The sequence below is a fragment of the Stenotrophomonas sp. YJH_SMC_12-1 genome (assembly GCF_059370935.1).
Map to the genome: position 1 here is coordinate 293,862 of NZ_JCAFUD010000007.1, position 14,301 is coordinate 308,162.

Genomic DNA, 14,301 nt, shown 5'->3' on the forward strand with positions numbered 1-14,301 from the left:
AATGCCAGGCCGGACGGCGAGGATCTGCAACGGAGGATCGGGAGGGGGATCCAGGGACAGAGCTTCGCCAGTACGGCGAAGGTCTCGCTCGCAGTTCCAGTCGGCTGGAACTGCCGTTGCACCGGAGCCTGCGGGCTCGAAATGACGGCGACAACGTCTGGGAGCTACTCCCCTTCTGGCGCCGATTCTGCCGTCTGGCCCCGCCGCCGTCAAATGGGGGGGAGGCCAGGGGTCGGATCCCCAAAGGGGCTCCGACCCCGGCGCCCGGTTTACAATGGGTGGATGAATACCCCCCTTCCGATTGTCCGCCTCAAGAATGCGTGGCGTTCCAGCCACCCGTGGATCTTCCAGAAACTGGTCGAGAAGCCGACCGTCCGGCCCAAGCCCGGTTCCATCGTCGACGTGGTCGGCATCGATGGCGAGTTCATTGGCCGCGGGTTCTACAACGGGCACTCGCGCATTGCCGTGCGCATCCTTGAAACCGATCAGAACGTGCCGGTGGATGCCGGCTGGTTCTCGCGCAAGATCGCCCAGGCGGTGTCGCTGCGCCGTGAGGTGCTGAAGCTCGACGCGGTCTCCGACGCCTGGCGCGTGGTGCACAGCGAAGGCGACGGCCTGTCCGGCCTGGTGGTGGATCGCTACGGCGACCTGGTGGTGGTCGAGTTCTTCGCCGCCGGCATGTTCCGCCACCGCGAATGGATCTACGACGCCCTGCGCGAGCAGTTCCCGGGCTGCCGTTTCCACAGCTTCGCCGACGAACACGTGCAGAAGCAGGAGAGCTTCGACTTCCACGGCAACACCACCACCGAGGCGTCGGTGATCACCGAGTACGGCATCAAGTTCCGCGCCGACCCGGCCGGCGCGCACAAGACCGGTTTCTTCGCCGACCAGCGCGAGAACCGCGAGTGGCTGAGCCAGCAGGTGGAAGGCAAGAGCGTGCTGGACCTGTGCTGCAACACCGGCGGTTTCGCCGTGTATGCCGCTGCGCGTGGCGCTTCGGAAGTGGTCGGCATCGACATCGATGAGGACGTCATCCAGATCGCCAAGGGTAATTCGCGCCTGAACAACGTGCGCCCGAAGTTCATCCAGTCCGACATCTTCCCGTGGCTGCGCGACGCCGCCAACCGCGGCGAGCAGTACGACGTGGTGATCCTGGATCCGGCGAAGATGACCCGCGACCGCGACCAGGTCATCACCGCGCTGAAGAAGTACCTGGACATGAACAAGCTGGCGCTGGGCGTGGTCAAGCCGGGCGGCCTGTTCGCCACGTTCTCCTGCACCGGCCTGGTGGCCGAGGACCAGTTCCTCGACATGCTGCGCCGCGCGGCCTATTTCTCCGGCCGCACGATCCAGATCCTGAAGGTCGCTGGTGCGGGTCCGGACCATCCGTTCATGGCCCACGTGCAGGAATCGCGTTACCTGAAGGCCGTGTTCTGCCGCGTGGTCGACTGACCGCGGGACGATGTAGAGGCGAGCCGAGCCACCTGATCCTGGGGGCGCCATTTTTTCGAACGCATCGCAATGCGCGGGAAGCTGGCCGCTGAGCCGTGAATACGATTCATGCTCGACTCGCGGTGCCTGGCAGCCGAGCGTGAGCCCGACTCTACAAATCTGCCGGCCGCAGCGCTATGGTCGGGCTCTTCCCATTGCCGGTGAGAGCCCATGCCATCGTTGCGCCACCTGTCCGTCGTGCTTGCCCTGGCGCTGTGTGCGCCGCTGTCGGCTCATGCCATCGAGTTCAGCGCACAGGAACTGGCCCGCGCCAAGGCCCTGCAGCAGCGCCTGGTCACGCTCGACAGCCACCTGGATACGCCGGCCAATTTCGGCCGGACCGGCTTCGACATCGAGCAGCGCCACGACCGCAACGCACTCTCGCAAGTGGACTACCCGCGCATGGTCGAGGGCGCGCTGGACGGCGGCTTCTGGGCGATCTACACCGATCAGGGCGACCGCAGCCCAGCCGCGCACCTCGCCGAGCGTGACCATGGCCTGCAGCGGCTGCTGGAGATCCGCGAAATGCTGGCCGCCAATCCCGAGCGTTTCGCGCTGGCATTGACCGCCGATGACGCGGCACGCATCAAGGCCGCCGGCAAGCGCGTGGTCTACATCAGCATGGAAAACGCCAGCCCGCTGGTGGAAGACCCCAGCCTGCTCTCGTTCTACCACCGTGCCGGCCTGCGCCTGCTCAGTACCGTGCACTTCGCCAACAACGAGTTCGCCGATTCGGCCACCGACCCCAAGGGAGCGGAATGGAAAGGCCTGAGCCCGGCCGGCAAGGGCCTGGTGCAGCAGGCGGTGAAGCTGGGCATCGTGATCGACCAGTCGCATGCGTCCGACGCGGTGTTCGATGACCTGCTGGCAATGATGCCGGTGCCCTTCGTGCTGTCGCACAGCTCAGCCAAGGCGGTCTACGACCACCCGCGCAATCTTGATGACCCGCGCCTGCGCAAGCTGGCCAAGGCCGGCGGCGTGATCCAGGTGAACGCCTATGGCGGCTACCTGATCGACACGGCGAAGACACCCGAGCGCAAGCAGGCCGAGGAAGCGCTGAGCAAGCAGTTGGGTGGCTGGGAAGGCATGGGCATCGAGCAGGGTGTTGCCCTGCTGAAGGCCGAACAGGCGCTGGACCACGAGCACCCGGTGCGCCATGCCAGCCTCGACGACTTCTTCGCCCACTTCGAGCACATCCTCAAGGTGGTCGGCCCCGAGCACGTGGGCATCGGCCTGGACTGGGATGGCGGCGGTGGCCTGAGCGACCTGCCCGATGTCAGCCAGCTGCCGAAGATCACCGCGTGGCTGCTGCGCAAGGGTTACACCGAGCAGCAGATTGCCGGCATCTGGGGCGGCAACCTGCTGCGGGTGATGCGCCAGGCGCAGGACTACGCGGCAAAGCAGGGCGGTTGACCGCCCTGCGGTAGTGCCGGCCGCTGGCCGGCACTACCGGCGATCCGGTTATTTCGCGATCAGCGCGTGGCGACGGCTGTACAGGAAGTACAGCACCAGGCCGGCCACGTTCCACAGCAGGAAATACAGCTGGGTGGTGTGCGGCAGGCTGAGGAACAGGTAGATGCAGCCCAGCGCGGCCAGCGGGCCGACCACGAAGGCCAGCGGCGTGCGGAACGTGCGCTCGCGGTTCGGCTCGCGCAGGCGCAGCACCACCAGGCAGATGCCGACGGCGGTGAACGCGGCCAGGGTACCGGCGTTGGCCAGCGCGGCAATCTCGTCCAGGCGCGCCACACCGGCCAGCGCCGACACCACCACTGCGGTGAACAGCGTGGTCGCCACCGGCGTGCCGGTGCGTGCGTTGACCTTGGACAGGCCACGCGGCAGCAGGCCATCGCGGCTCATCACAAAGAAGATGCGGCTCTGGCCGTACAGGAAGGCCAGCAGCACCGTCGGCAGGGCGATGATCGCGATCACGCCGATCACCATTGCCGCGGTCGGATGGCCCAGCTGGCGCATGATCAGCGCCAGCGGCTCGGCGCTGTGGCCGAACACCGCGTAGCTCATCGCACCGACGGCCGCCAGCGCCACCAGCACGTAGACGATGGTGCAGCCGATCATCGAACCGATGATGCCGATCGACAGGTCGCGGCCCGGGTTCTTGGTCTCCTCGGCGGCGGTGGAGATCGCATCGAAGCCGTAGAAGGCGAAGAAGATGATGGCTGCCGCCGCCATCACGCCGTGCTCGACGCCGTCGGGGCCCATCGACTTGGCGAAACCATACGGCATGAACGGCTGCAGGTTGGCGCTGTCGAAGGCGGGCAGGGCCACGGCGACGAAGATGGCCAGCGCGATCAGCTTGAACACCACCAGGATGGCGTTGAGCGTGGCGCTTTCCTTGGTGCCGGCCATCAGCATGCCGGCCACCAGCCAGGTGATGATGATCGCCGGCAGGTTGATCATGCCGCCTTCCACGTGCGGGCCGGCGGCCAGCCAGGCCGGCAGGTGCACATTCCAGCCGAACTGGGTATGGACCCATTCGAGGAAGCCGACGAAGTAGCCTGACCAGCCCACCGCCACCGTACTCACCACCAGCGAGTACTCCAGGATCAGGCTCCAGCCCACCACCCAGGCGAACACCTCGCCCAGCGCACTGTAGCTGTAGGTGTAGGCACTGCCGGCGGCCGGCATCATCGTCGACAGTTCGGCGTAGGACAGTGCCGCGCAGGCGCAGACCGCACCGGCAATCGCGAAGGAGATCAGCACGGCCGGGCCGGCCAGGTTGGCACCCACGCCGATCAGCGTGTAGATGCCGGTACCGACGATGGCGCCGATGCCCAGCGCAATCAGGTGCGGCCAGCTGAGCGTCGGGATCAGGCGCCTGCCGGCTTCGTGGACGGTGACGGAATCTAGGGACTTGCGCCGGAACAGGGACATGCAGGCCTCGGAAGGGGTGACTAAGAACGACAAGTTCCCGAGTGTGACCGAACGCAGCGCAGCATTACCACTGACCGGGGTCATGCATGGCCGGGCGCGCGCTGCGCCCCGGCCAGGCTGCCGGAATCGGCACAATCCGGCGGTAGCCACCGGTGTGCGTCCGTCCCGGCCGCTGCTACGACTCGATGTTGGCCATGCCGCTGACCGAGTAGCGGTCACCGGCCGCGGCATGCAGCGGGAAGGCCGCGTCCAGTGCGTCCAGCGTGGCCGTGTCCAGTTCCACCTGCAGCGCAGCGAGGTTCTCGTCCAGCCGTGCCCGCCGCGTCGTGCCCGGGATGGGCACGATGTGCTCGCCGCGCGACAGCACCCAGGCCAGCGCCAGCTGCGAGGCGGCGATGCCGCGCTCGGCGGCCAGCGCCTGCACGGTATCCACCAGTGCCAGGTTGCGCTGGAAGTTTTCGCCTTCGAAGCGGGGCGAGGTGCGCCGGTAATCGTCGGTGTCGAAGTCATCCGGGCTGCGGATGGCGCCGGTCAGGAAGCCACGGCCCAGCGGCGAATACGGCACGAAGCCGATGCCCAGTTCCTCCGTGGTGGCCAGCACCGCGTTCTGTTCCGGCTCGCGCGACCACAGCGAGTACTCGCTCTGCACCGCGGTGATCGGGTGCACCGCATGGGCGCGGCGGAGGGTGGCCGCCGAGGCCTCGGACAGGCCCAGCCAGCGCACCTTGCCCTGTTCCACCAGACGTGCCATCGCACCGACGGTGTCCTCGATCGGCACGCTGGGGTCGACGCGGTGCTGGTAGTAGAGGTCGATGTGGTCCACGCCCAGCCGGCGCAGGCTGGCCTCGCAGGCGGCCTGCACATAGTCCGGATGGCCGTTGACCTGCCGCGCCTTCGGGTCAGCCGGGTCCAGGCCGATGCCGAACTTGCTGGCCAGGAACACCTGGTCGCGGCGGCCGGCGATCGCGCGGCCGACCAGCACCTCGTTGGTGTGCGGGCCATACACATCGGCGGTGTCGAGCAGGCTCACGCCACGGTCCAGCGCGTGCCGGATGACGGCAATGCCGTCATCGTCACTGCCACGGCCGCCGTAGTAGGCGCTCATGCCCATGCAGCCCAGTCCAAGGGCGGACACGGTGGGGCCGGCAGGGCCGAGAGTACGGGTCTTCATGCGGATCTCCTTAGGGCAAGGGCGCCACGCCTGGAGGGGCAGCGGCGAGGGGCACAGCATCCTCCACGCCATCATGTGGATAAACTGCCGATCACCGGACTTACCTTGAAGGCTGGCTTCACAATGGATGCCTCCGTCCCCCTCACCGCTGTGGTCGCCTTCGTCCACGTGGCCGAGCATGCCAGCTTTACCCGCGCCGCCGATGCCCTGGGCGTGTCGACCTCGGCGCTGTCGCAGAGCGTGCGCGCGCTGGAAGCGCGGATGGGCGTGCGCCTGCTGCAGCGGACCACGCGGCGGGTCAGCCTGACCGAACACGGCGCGCGTTTCCTGCAACGCGTGCGCGGCGGCCTGGACCAGATCGACCAGGCCTTTGCCGAACTGGACAGCGCGCGCTCGGTGCCTGCCGGGCGACTGCGTGTGACCCTGCCGCGCATCGTCGCCGATCGCATGGTCCTGCCGCGGCTGCCCGATTTTCTTGCGCGTTACCCGCAGGTGCAGGTGGAACTGCGCGTCGACCCGGCGCTGACCGATCTGGTGGCCGAGGGCTTCGATGCCGGCATCCGCCTCGGCGAATCACTCGCACAGGGCATGATCGCGGTGCCGGTCGGGCCACCCGAGCGGCAGGTGGTGGTGGCCACGCCGGCCTATTTCGAACGCCATGGCGTGCCGCAGACCCCGCATGACCTGCAGGGCCACGCCTGCATCGTGCACCGGCTGGCCAACGGCCGGCTGATGCCCTGGGAGTTCAGCCGCGAAGGCCACGACCTGGACGTGCAAGTGAGCGGGCGGCTGGTGTTCAACGATGCCGGCGTCGCCCATGGTGCCGTGCTGGCGGGTCTGGGCATGGCCCAGGGCTTCGCCTCGTTGATGGCCGACGACATCAACGCTGGGCGACTGCAGAGCGTGCTGCAGGACTGGCAGCCGCCATTCCCCGGCTTCCACCTGTACTACCCCGCGCGTGAGCAGATGGCGCCCAAGCTGCGGGTGTTCATCGACCACCTGCGCGCGGAGATGCACGACCGGTAGATGCCAACCTTGGTTGGCATGCTTCAATCGACCACGCGCGCCGCTACGCCTCCCGGCCAATGGCAGCCATCCTCCTGCCACGCCTCGCCGTTATCGTGGAAGGTGGTGCGACGGCCATCACGGGCGCGTTCGTAGCTCAGGTCCAGCACCAGCGCGCCCTGCGTGCTCAGCAGGTAGCGGCCGTTGAGGCGCCCATCGATGCGTTCTTCCCAGACGCTGTCGAACTGGTACGGGCGGTCTTCGTCCAGCACCGTCGTTTCCTGCGACACCCGTTGCAGCTGCAGGCGGCCGCGCTGCCCGGCGTACTGCACGTCGGCGCTGCCATCGTCCAGCCAGCGCCACAGCAGGTGGATGCCGTCGTTGCGACCGCCCGTCAGGCAGCGATGGTCCTGCACGCTGGCCGCTGCGGTGTCGGCCAGAAGCCCGATGAACACCAGCACCAGCGCGCGCCGGATCATCCGTTCAGCCCCAACCGGATGCCGAACCCGACCAGGAACAGGCCGGCCACCCGGCGCAGCGCATCGCTGATGCGCGGATGCTGGATCAACCGGCGGCGGGCCAGGTTGCCCACGCCGATCAGCATCGAGCAGTAGGCGATGCTGACCACCAGGATGATGCCGGCCAGGGCCGCGAAGGTCGCGATGCCCTGGTGCGCCTTCGGATCGATGAACAGCGGCAGGAAGGCCATGTAGAACAGGATCGCCTTCGGGTTGAGCAGGCTGACCAGGATCGCCTGCTGGAAGTAGCGGCCCGGCTGCATGCGGATCGGACCAGCATCACCGCCCTCGTGCTTCGGCGTGCGCAGCAGGCTGATGCCCACCCATAGCAGGTAGGCCGCACCCAGGTACTGCACAGCGTGGAAGACCAAGGGGTTGGCCTTCAGCAGTGCGGCCACACCGGCCAGCGCCAGCCACATCAGGATCTGATCGCCGACCAGCAGTCCGGCCAGTGCGGTGTAGCCGCCGCGCACGCCGCCACGGCCGGTGGCGGTCAGCAGGGTGAAGGTGCCGGGGCCGGGCAGGGCGAGAAACACCAGCACGGCGACCAGAAACGTCCACAGGTCCTGGATGCCCATCCACGGCATGGCGGTGTTCTCTCTTACGGGGGGCCGCCATTGTCGGCCAGCACCGGGGTGGGCGACAGGGGGCGGGGAAGTCCATCGGGCATGCCAGACAGCAGCGGTTGCAGGTGCTGGCGCAGCTGCGCGTGCAGTTGCCGTACCGCGGGCGAGAACTGCTTGCGGTGCGGGCATACCAGCTGCAACGGAATGCTGCTGCCAACACCGTCGAGCAGCAGCTGCAGGCGCCCGGCCAGCACGTCCTCGCGCAGGTCCAGCCAGGACTTGTAGGTGATGCCTTCGCCGGCCACCGCCCAGCGCCGCACCACGTCGGCGTCGTCGCAGACCAGCGGGCCGCGCACCGGGATCACGGTGCGGCGCCCGTCGACCTCGAACGACCAGCGATCGTAGGCACGGCCACTGAGCTGGTAGACCAGGCAATCGTGCTCGCGCAGTTCGTCCAGGCGCACCGGCGTGCCCCGTCGCTGCAGGTAATCGGGCGAAGCCGCGAGCACACGACGGTTGCCTTCGAGCAGGGGCAGGGCCACGTAGCTGGCGTCGTCGAAGTGGCCGATGCGGATCGCCACATCGACCGGATCGCGGAACACGTCGGCCACTTCATCGGACAGCCGCAGGTGCAGGCGCAGCCGTGGATGCGCGGCTCGGAACGCGGTCAGCCACGGCAGCAGCAGGTTGCGACCAAAGTCCGACGGTGCCGACAGCTGCAGCGTGCCGTGCAGTTCGGCGTCCTCGCCCTGTACGCGGGCCCGCCCCTCGCGCAGGGTAGCCAGTACCTCCTGCGCATACGGCAGGTACAGCGCGCCCTCGCCGGTCAGGCGCAGGCTGCGGGTGGTACGCACGAACAGGCGCAGGTCCAGTTCGCGTTCCAGCCGCGCCACGGCTGCAGCGACCTGGCCGGGTAACAGATCGGCCTCGCGGGCCGCCTGCGAGAAGCTGCCCAGTGCGGCCGTGCGGACGAACAACTGCAGGTCGTCGAAGCGGATCATCTTCATTGCCGGAGTGAAAGTGCTGCCCGATTCTGCGCCTTTCTGATCGACCGTGCGCGGCGCAACCTGTGCACTCCTTCCCCACTGGACCGCTGCCATGCGCGCCATTGCCTACACCCACGCCGGCCTGCCGATCGACGACATCCGGGCCCTGATCGATATCGAACTGGAACTGCCGCAGCCCGGCCCACGCGACCTGCGGGTGGCGGTGCGCGCGGTGGCGGTGAACCCGGTCGACACCAAAGTCCGCCGCGGCGTGGCCACCGACGGCCCGCGCGTGCTGGGCTGGGATGCGGTCGGCATCGTCGACGCGGTGGGCAGCGAAGTCACCCTGTTCCAGCCTGGCGACGCGGTCTACTACGCCGGCGTGATCGACCGCCCGGGCAGCAATGCCGAGTACCAGCTGGTGGACGAGCGCAGCGTCGGTCGCAAGCCGGCCAGTCTCGGCGATGCGGCCGCCGCCGCGCTGCCGCTGACCGCGATCACGGCCTGGGAGCTGCTGTTCGACCGCCTGCGCATTCCCGAGGGCGGCGGTGAAGGCCAGACCCTGCTGGTGATCGGTGCTGCTGGCGGTGTCGGTTCGATCCTGGTGCAGCTGGCGCGGAAGCTGACGAAACTGACGGTGATCGGCACCGCATCGCGCCCGGACACCCAGGACTGGGTGTATGCGATGGGCGCGCACCACGTGATCGACCACAGCCTGCCGCTGGCCGAGGGACTGGCACGGCTGGGCATCAGCGAGGTGCAGCACGTGGCCAGCCTGACCCACTCCGACCAGCACTACGCGCAGATCGTGGAGCTGCTGGCGCCGCAGGGCCAGTTCGGCCTGATCGACGACCCCGGCCAGGTGGATGTGATGGCGCTCAAGCGAAAGGCACTGTCACTGCACTGGGAGTCGATGTTCACCCGCCCGCTGTACAAGACCGCGGACATGCAGCGCCAGCACGACCTGCTGAACCGGGTGGCCGAGCTGATCGATGCCGGCGTGCTGCAGACCACCCTGGGCGAGCATTTCGGGCGCATCGACGCGGCCAACCTGCGGCGCGCGCATGCGCTGCTGGAGAGTCACCGCGCCAAGGGCAAGATCGTGCTGGAAGGCTGGTAAGGCCGGGTCGTTCCCGCGCCCTTGGGGTCGCTCTTGGGGTCAGGTCCCTTTCCCCCGGGAAAGGGATCTGACCCCTGTCTCAGGCCACGCCATTGTCGACGTGTTCGGCGAAACCGGGCTGCTGGCGCAGGCGTTCGAACCACGCCGCGAGGTGTGGCAGCGCGGGCTTGTGGCCGGGCGTGCTGCGCCAGCGCTGGGTCGACAGCCCCAGCACGATATCGGCGAGGGTAAAGGTGTCGCCCGCCACATAGCCGTCGGAAGCGGCCAGCTGTGCATCAAGCACCCCCATCAACCGGTTCCACTGCGCCAGGCTGGCCTCGGCGCGGGCATCGTCCGGGTAGTCCGGATGCTGGCGCACGCGCGCCATGAACACATGGCGCCAGGCGCTGTTGAGGTCGCTGGCCTGCCAGTCCATCCACTGCTCCACCCGGGCCCGGGCCTGCGTTGCTGCGGGCAACAGGTCGTCACGGCCGGCGCGGGCGACCAGGTAGCGGCAGATGCTGTTGGACTCCCACAGCACGAAGTCGCCATCGCGCAGCACCGGTACCTGCCGGTTCGGATTCAGTGCGGCCAGCAGGTCCGCGGGTGGCGCAGGCTCGTGGCGCAGGGGCAGATCCAGCCCCGCGCACAGCCACAGCACCTTGCGCACGTTGATGGAGGTGGGCTTTCCGTACAGAGCGAGCATGGTTCTGGCGCAGCAGCTGAGACTCCGCCAGCCTACACTTGCCCCATGCAAACCGAATATCTGCTCATTGGCGGCCTTCTATTGGCCGTGCTCATCCTGCAGCTGGTCGCCCTGCTGCGCCGCCCGCCGCACGACCGCCTCGAACAGGCGGTGCGTGAGGAGGCGCGCGCCGGGCGCAGCGAGCTGCGCGAACAGCTCGATGGCTTTGCCCGCGCGCTGACCGATCTGTCCACCCGCACCGACCAGCGCCTGGACCTGCTGCGCGAGGCGCTGGGCGAGGACGCCCGCAAGGCGCGTGCCGAGGCGGCGGAGAGCCAGCAGCGTGGCGCCGCACTCATGGGGCAGCGCCTGCAGGAACTGCGCGGCCAGCTGGAAACCTTCGGCCAGCAGCAGGAGGCACGCATCCATGCGTTTGGCCAGCAGCTGCAGGAGCTCACTGCGCGCACCGATACCCAGCTCGGGGCGCTGCGCCAGACCCTGGTGGACGATGCACGCAAGGGCCGCGAGGAGGGCGCGCTGTCGCAGCAGCGCCTGACCGACAGTCTGGGCCTGCGCCTGCAGGAACTGACCCAGCGCAACGAACAGCGCATCGCTGAGATGCGTGCCACGCTGGAGGAACAGCTGCGCGCGCTGCAGAACGACAACGCGCAGAAGCTGGAGCAGATGCGCCACACCGTGGACGAGAAGCTGCAGTCGACGCTGGAAACGCGGCTGGGCAATTCCTTCAAGCTCGTCTCCGAGCGCCTGGAACAGGTGCAGCGTGGCCTCGGCGAGATGCAGCAGCTGGCCACCGGCGTGGGCGACCTCAAGCGCGTGCTGACGAACGTCAAGAACCGCGGCAGCTGGGGCGAAGTGCAGCTGGAGAACATCCTCGAGCAGACACTCACCCAGGAGCAGTACGCGCGCGCGGTGAGGGTGCGCCCGGATAGTGGCGAGATGGTCGATATCGCCGTGCGCCTGCCGGGCCGCAGCAGCGACGACACGCCGGTGTGGCTGCCGATCGACTCCAAGTTCCCGCGCGAGGACTACGAGCGCCTGCTGGACGCACAGGAACAGGGCGATGCCGAAGGCGTGCGCCTGCAGGGCATCCAGCTGGAGCGCGCGGTGCGCGTGCAGGCCAAGTCGATCTGCGACAAGTACATCGTGCCACCGCACACCACGGACTTCGCGGTGATGTTCCTGCCCACCGAAGGCCTGTATGCCGAGGTGATCCGGCGCCCGGGCCTGGTTGACCTGCTGCAGCGCGAGCACCGTGTGGTGGTCGCCGGACCGACCACGTTCACTGCGTTGCTCAACAGCCTGCAGATGGGCTTTCGCACGCTGGCCATCGAGCAGCGTTCCAGCGAGGTGTGGAGCCTGCTGGGTGCGGTCAAGAGCGAGTTCGGGAAGTTCGCCGGCATCCTGGAAAAGGCCGAGAAGCAGATCACTACCGTTGGCCGCAGCATCGGCGAGGCCAGCCGCAAGACCCGCACCATCGAACGCCGCCTGCGTGGCGTGGAGTCGCTGGCGTCAGAGCAGGCGCAATCCCTGCTGGGCGGCCTGGCCGATGCTGATGCCACGGCCGAGGACGAAGGCAACGAAGGCGACGACGGCGACGAAGCCTGAGCTACGTCGACACGCCGCCTGCATGGTCGATGCGTATGCTGGCGGCCTGTCCTACTGGATCAGGTAACGCCATGCGCCTGCGCCTCTGCACCAGTCTCATCCTGACCGCGCTGCTTGTCGCCTGCAGCAGCGCACCGCCGGCTGCCAATCCGGCGGCGGCACCCGCCGCAGCCACCAGTCCCGAAGCGGCCGAGGCCTACCGCGAAGCGCGCGATGTGGACTGCCAGGCCGCTGGCGGCACCCTGCAGCGGCTGGGCCGGCTGCAGCGCGAACAGTGCGTGGTTCCCTACGCCGATGCCGGCAAGGCCTGCAGCCGCAAGTGCGACTGCACGGGCCAGTGCCTTGCCGGCGGCGAAGTGGCGGTTGGCAGCCCCGCCACCGGCACCTGCCAGCGCGATGCCCGCCAGAACTTCGGCTGCCGCCAGCGCATTGATGAGGGCAAGGCGCAGGGCATGATCTGCGTGGACTGATCGTAGTGCCGGCAGCCTCATGAACCCTTGCGAACGATCGCACGATTGCCGGCCAGCGGCCGGCACGACCGACATCGCGCGGCGCTATGCTGGTGGGCCATTCCCCGCTGTTGCCGGAGCCCCCGCGTGAGCACTTCGATCCAGGACATTTCCCTCACCACCATCGACGGCCAGCCGTCCTCGCTTGCCGACTACCAGGGCAAGGTACTGCTGCTGGTCAACGTCGCCTCCAAGTGCGGCCTGACCCCGCAGTACGAAGGCCTGCAGGCGCTGTATGCGGAAAAGCACGCACAGGGCCTGGAAGTGCTGGGCTTCCCGGCCAACAACTTCCTCGGCCAGGAGCCGGGCAGCGAAGCGGAGATCCAGCAGTTCTGCCAGCTCACCTACGATGTCAGTTTCCCGATGTTCTCCAAGATCAGCGTGGCCGGTGACGACACCCACCCGCTGTACCAGCAGCTGACCGCTGCGCAGCCGCAGTCGATCGGCGAAGGCCCGCTGCGCGAGCGCCTGGCCAGCAAGGAGATTCCAATCCACGCCGCGCCGGCGGTGCTGTGGAACTTCGAGAAGTTCCTGGTCGGCCGCGACGGCAAGGTCATCGCCCGCTTCGCCCCGGACGTGGCGGCTGACGACGCGCGCCTGCGCGAAGCCATCGAAGCCGCGCTGGCTGCCTGATCGGCCGGGGTCGGATCCCTTTCCACGGGAAAGGGCTCCGACCCCACCCACGGCGCCAAAGAAAAACCCCGCCGAGGCGGGGTTTTTCATGCGTCGCTGACAGGACTCAGTGCGTCCACTGCGGCATCGGCATCGCATCGACCGGGATCGGCGAATTGGCATCGTCGTGGCCACGCTCGCGCTTGCTGCGCAGATCGTTCTCGATCTGGTAGTTGCGACGCTGCATCCATGCATCGCGCACCAGCGAGTACTCGTCCACGGCAGTGTCACGCAGGTCGTCGATCGCCAGCAGCTGCGCGCGGGTATCGACCAGCTGCAGGCCCTGCAGGCCGATGCGGACCTTGTCCTCTTCGATACGGCGGATCGGCGACAGCGGAATGTCGCCGGCCAGGCCGAACACGTCGCGCACGGTACGCGGGCCGAAGAACGGCAGTTCCACGTAGCGCGAACGACGCCAGCCCCAGGCACCCAGGGTCTGGCCGAAGTCCTCATTGCGGCGCGGTACCATCGCCTTGCTGGCCGGATCGAACAGGCCACCGATGCCCAGCGTGCTGTTCATCAGGAAGCGGCCGAGGCTGTCCCATGCATCGGCACCGCGGCCCTGCAGCAGCTGGTTGGTGATGGTCACCGGCGCGCGCAGGTTGCTGAAGAAGTTGCTGACGCCAGTGCGGGCGAAGCGCGGCACCACGTGGGTATAGGCGGTGGCCAGCGGACGCGCGACGCCGCGGTCGACCGCGTTGTTGAACTTGTGCACCTTGCGGTTGAATGGTTCCCACGGATCGTAGGCCGCTGCGTTGGTGGTGTTGCCGGCACCGCCATAGAGGGCATCGAAGTCGTCATCGCCACCGGGCGCGGTGGCGGCTGAGGTCTTCGCCGCGCTGCCGTCGCCGCTGTCGGTGGGCGCAGCCGGCGACGATGCGGCAGCAGCCGGCGGATTGGCCACCGGCGCGACCAAGGCAGCGTCAGCCGTGCCGGCATCGGTGGCCGCGGCGGCGGGCGAGGTGGAAGAACTGGCCGGGACCACGGTGCTGGCTGCCGGTGCATCGCTGCGCGCGGGCTTGCCGGCACAGGCGGTGAGGGCGGTGGCCAGGACGATCAGGGGGAGAGTGCGCACGACGTTCAT

At 68.2% G+C, this 14,301-nt stretch carries 14 protein-coding genes; 7 read left to right on the plus strand and 7 right to left on the minus strand.

The window, feature by feature from the left end:
* The first annotated feature begins 282 nt into the window (after positions 1–282).
* Together AC5P8Y_RS14890 and AC5P8Y_RS14895 are read left to right on the plus strand one after the other, a co-directional pair.
* On the plus strand, positions 283–1,452 hold the full coding sequence (locus AC5P8Y_RS14890; RefSeq protein ID WP_005411721.1) for a class I SAM-dependent rRNA methyltransferase: 1,170 nt from the start codon (positions 283–285) through the stop codon (positions 1,450–1,452).
* A gap of 210 nt (positions 1,453–1,662) precedes the next feature.
* Positions 1,663–2,904, plus strand: a complete 1,242-nt coding sequence (locus tag AC5P8Y_RS14895; protein WP_033833558.1) for a dipeptidase — start codon at positions 1,663–1,665, stop codon at positions 2,902–2,904.
* A gap of 48 nt (positions 2,905–2,952) precedes the next feature.
* Here the strand turns inward: AC5P8Y_RS14895 and AC5P8Y_RS14900 are convergent, their stop codons facing one another.
* Together AC5P8Y_RS14900 and AC5P8Y_RS14905 are read right to left on the minus strand one after the other, a co-directional pair.
* A complete protein-coding gene (locus tag AC5P8Y_RS14900) occupies positions 2,953–4,380 on the minus strand; it encodes an amino acid permease (RefSeq protein ID WP_005411719.1) in 1,428 nt (475 codons plus the stop codon).
* Positions 4,381–4,555: 175 nt separating this feature from the next.
* On the minus strand, positions 4,556–5,551 hold the full coding sequence (locus tag AC5P8Y_RS14905) for an aldo/keto reductase (RefSeq protein ID WP_049402903.1): 996 nt from the start codon (positions 5,549–5,551) through the stop codon (positions 4,556–4,558).
* A gap of 123 nt (positions 5,552–5,674) precedes the next feature.
* Here AC5P8Y_RS14905 and AC5P8Y_RS14910 point away from each other — a divergent pair, with 123 nt between their 5' ends.
* A complete protein-coding gene (locus tag AC5P8Y_RS14910) occupies positions 5,675–6,577 on the plus strand; it encodes a LysR family transcriptional regulator (RefSeq protein WP_049402901.1) in 903 nt (300 codons plus the stop codon).
* Between the two features lie 23 nt (positions 6,578–6,600).
* Here AC5P8Y_RS14910 and AC5P8Y_RS14915 read toward each other — a convergent pair whose 3' ends face one another.
* From AC5P8Y_RS14915 to AC5P8Y_RS14925, 3 genes are read right to left on the minus strand one after another with little or no spacing between them, the layout of a single operon-like run.
* Positions 6,601–7,035, minus strand: coding sequence for a hypothetical protein (locus tag AC5P8Y_RS14915; RefSeq protein WP_495202040.1), 435 nt, complete (start codon positions 7,033–7,035; stop codon positions 6,601–6,603).
* A complete protein-coding gene (leuE, locus tag AC5P8Y_RS14920; protein ID WP_111108810.1) occupies positions 7,032–7,661 on the minus strand; it encodes a leucine efflux protein LeuE in 630 nt (209 codons plus the stop codon). Before leuE ends, AC5P8Y_RS14915 begins: the two co-directional genes overlap by 4 nt.
* 14 nt (positions 7,662–7,675) lie before the next feature.
* Complete coding sequence (locus AC5P8Y_RS14925; protein WP_049402899.1) at positions 7,676–8,647, minus strand: LysR family transcriptional regulator; 972 nt, start codon at positions 8,645–8,647, stop codon at positions 7,676–7,678.
* A 91-nt stretch (positions 8,648–8,738) separates the two neighbouring features.
* Here AC5P8Y_RS14925 and AC5P8Y_RS14930 point away from each other — a divergent pair, with 91 nt between their 5' ends.
* Complete coding sequence (locus tag AC5P8Y_RS14930) at positions 8,739–9,746, plus strand: zinc-binding alcohol dehydrogenase family protein (RefSeq protein ID WP_033833553.1); 1,008 nt, start codon at positions 8,739–8,741, stop codon at positions 9,744–9,746.
* Between the two features lie 79 nt (positions 9,747–9,825).
* Here the strand turns inward: AC5P8Y_RS14930 and AC5P8Y_RS14935 are convergent, their stop codons facing one another.
* Positions 9,826–10,431 (minus strand): glutathione S-transferase family protein, encoded by a 606-nt coding sequence (locus tag AC5P8Y_RS14935; RefSeq protein ID WP_495202041.1) that lies wholly within the window; start codon positions 10,429–10,431, stop codon positions 9,826–9,828.
* 45 nt (positions 10,432–10,476) lie between these two features.
* Between AC5P8Y_RS14935 and AC5P8Y_RS14940 the strand changes: the two genes are divergently transcribed.
* The 3 genes from AC5P8Y_RS14940 (at position 10,477) to AC5P8Y_RS14950 (ending at position 13,178) form a co-directional block, all read left to right on the plus strand.
* Entirely contained in the window at positions 10,477–12,036 is a 1,560-nt protein-coding gene (locus AC5P8Y_RS14940; protein ID WP_495202042.1) for a DNA recombination protein RmuC, read from the plus strand.
* A gap of 71 nt (positions 12,037–12,107) precedes the next feature.
* Positions 12,108–12,506: a hypothetical protein gene (locus AC5P8Y_RS14945; protein WP_288469273.1), complete on the plus strand. Its 399-nt coding sequence runs from the start codon at positions 12,108–12,110 to the stop codon at positions 12,504–12,506.
* Between the two features lie 126 nt (positions 12,507–12,632).
* Positions 12,633–13,178 carry a glutathione peroxidase gene (locus AC5P8Y_RS14950; RefSeq protein WP_005411710.1) on the plus strand — a complete coding sequence of 182 codons (546 nt, stop codon included), beginning with the start codon at positions 12,633–12,635 and terminating at the stop codon, positions 13,176–13,178.
* Positions 13,179–13,284: 106 nt separating this feature from the next.
* Here the strand turns inward: AC5P8Y_RS14950 and AC5P8Y_RS14955 are convergent, their stop codons facing one another.
* The gene (locus AC5P8Y_RS14955; RefSeq protein WP_322535130.1) at positions 13,285–14,301 is read right to left on the minus strand and encodes an MlaA family lipoprotein; all 1,017 of its coding nucleotides are present in this window, start codon (positions 14,299–14,301) and stop codon (positions 13,285–13,287) included.

Excerpts from the sequence above, each read along its gene's own strand:
- AC5P8Y_RS14890 (WP_005411721.1), top strand. The coding sequence starts at position 283 with ATGAATACCCCCCTTCCGATTGTCCGCCTCAAGAATGCGTGGCGTTCC.
- AC5P8Y_RS14895 (WP_033833558.1), top strand. The coding sequence starts at position 1,663 with ATGCCATCGTTGCGCCACCTGTCCGTCGTGCTTGCCCTGGCGCTGTGT.
- AC5P8Y_RS14900 (WP_005411719.1), bottom strand. The coding sequence starts at position 4,380 with ATGTCCCTGTTCCGGCGCAAGTCCCTAGATTCCGTCACCGTCCACGAA.
- AC5P8Y_RS14905 (WP_049402903.1), bottom strand. The coding sequence starts at position 5,551 with ATGAAGACCCGTACTCTCGGCCCTGCCGGCCCCACCGTGTCCGCCCTT.
- AC5P8Y_RS14910 (WP_049402901.1), top strand. The coding sequence starts at position 5,675 with ATGGATGCCTCCGTCCCCCTCACCGCTGTGGTCGCCTTCGTCCACGTG.
- AC5P8Y_RS14915 (WP_495202040.1), bottom strand. The coding sequence starts at position 7,035 with ATGATCCGGCGCGCGCTGGTGCTGGTGTTCATCGGGCTTCTGGCCGAC.
- leuE (WP_111108810.1), bottom strand. The coding sequence starts at position 7,661 with ATGCCGTGGATGGGCATCCAGGACCTGTGGACGTTTCTGGTCGCCGTG.
- AC5P8Y_RS14925 (WP_049402899.1), bottom strand. The coding sequence starts at position 8,647 with ATGAAGATGATCCGCTTCGACGACCTGCAGTTGTTCGTCCGCACGGCC.
- AC5P8Y_RS14930 (WP_033833553.1), top strand. The coding sequence starts at position 8,739 with ATGCGCGCCATTGCCTACACCCACGCCGGCCTGCCGATCGACGACATC.
- AC5P8Y_RS14935 (WP_495202041.1), bottom strand. The coding sequence starts at position 10,431 with ATGCTCGCTCTGTACGGAAAGCCCACCTCCATCAACGTGCGCAAGGTG.
- AC5P8Y_RS14940 (WP_495202042.1), top strand. The coding sequence starts at position 10,477 with ATGCAAACCGAATATCTGCTCATTGGCGGCCTTCTATTGGCCGTGCTC.
- AC5P8Y_RS14945 (WP_288469273.1), top strand. The coding sequence starts at position 12,108 with ATGCGCCTGCGCCTCTGCACCAGTCTCATCCTGACCGCGCTGCTTGTC.
- AC5P8Y_RS14955 (WP_322535130.1), bottom strand. The coding sequence starts at position 14,301 with ATGAACGTCGTGCGCACTCTCCCCCTGATCGTCCTGGCCACCGCCCTC.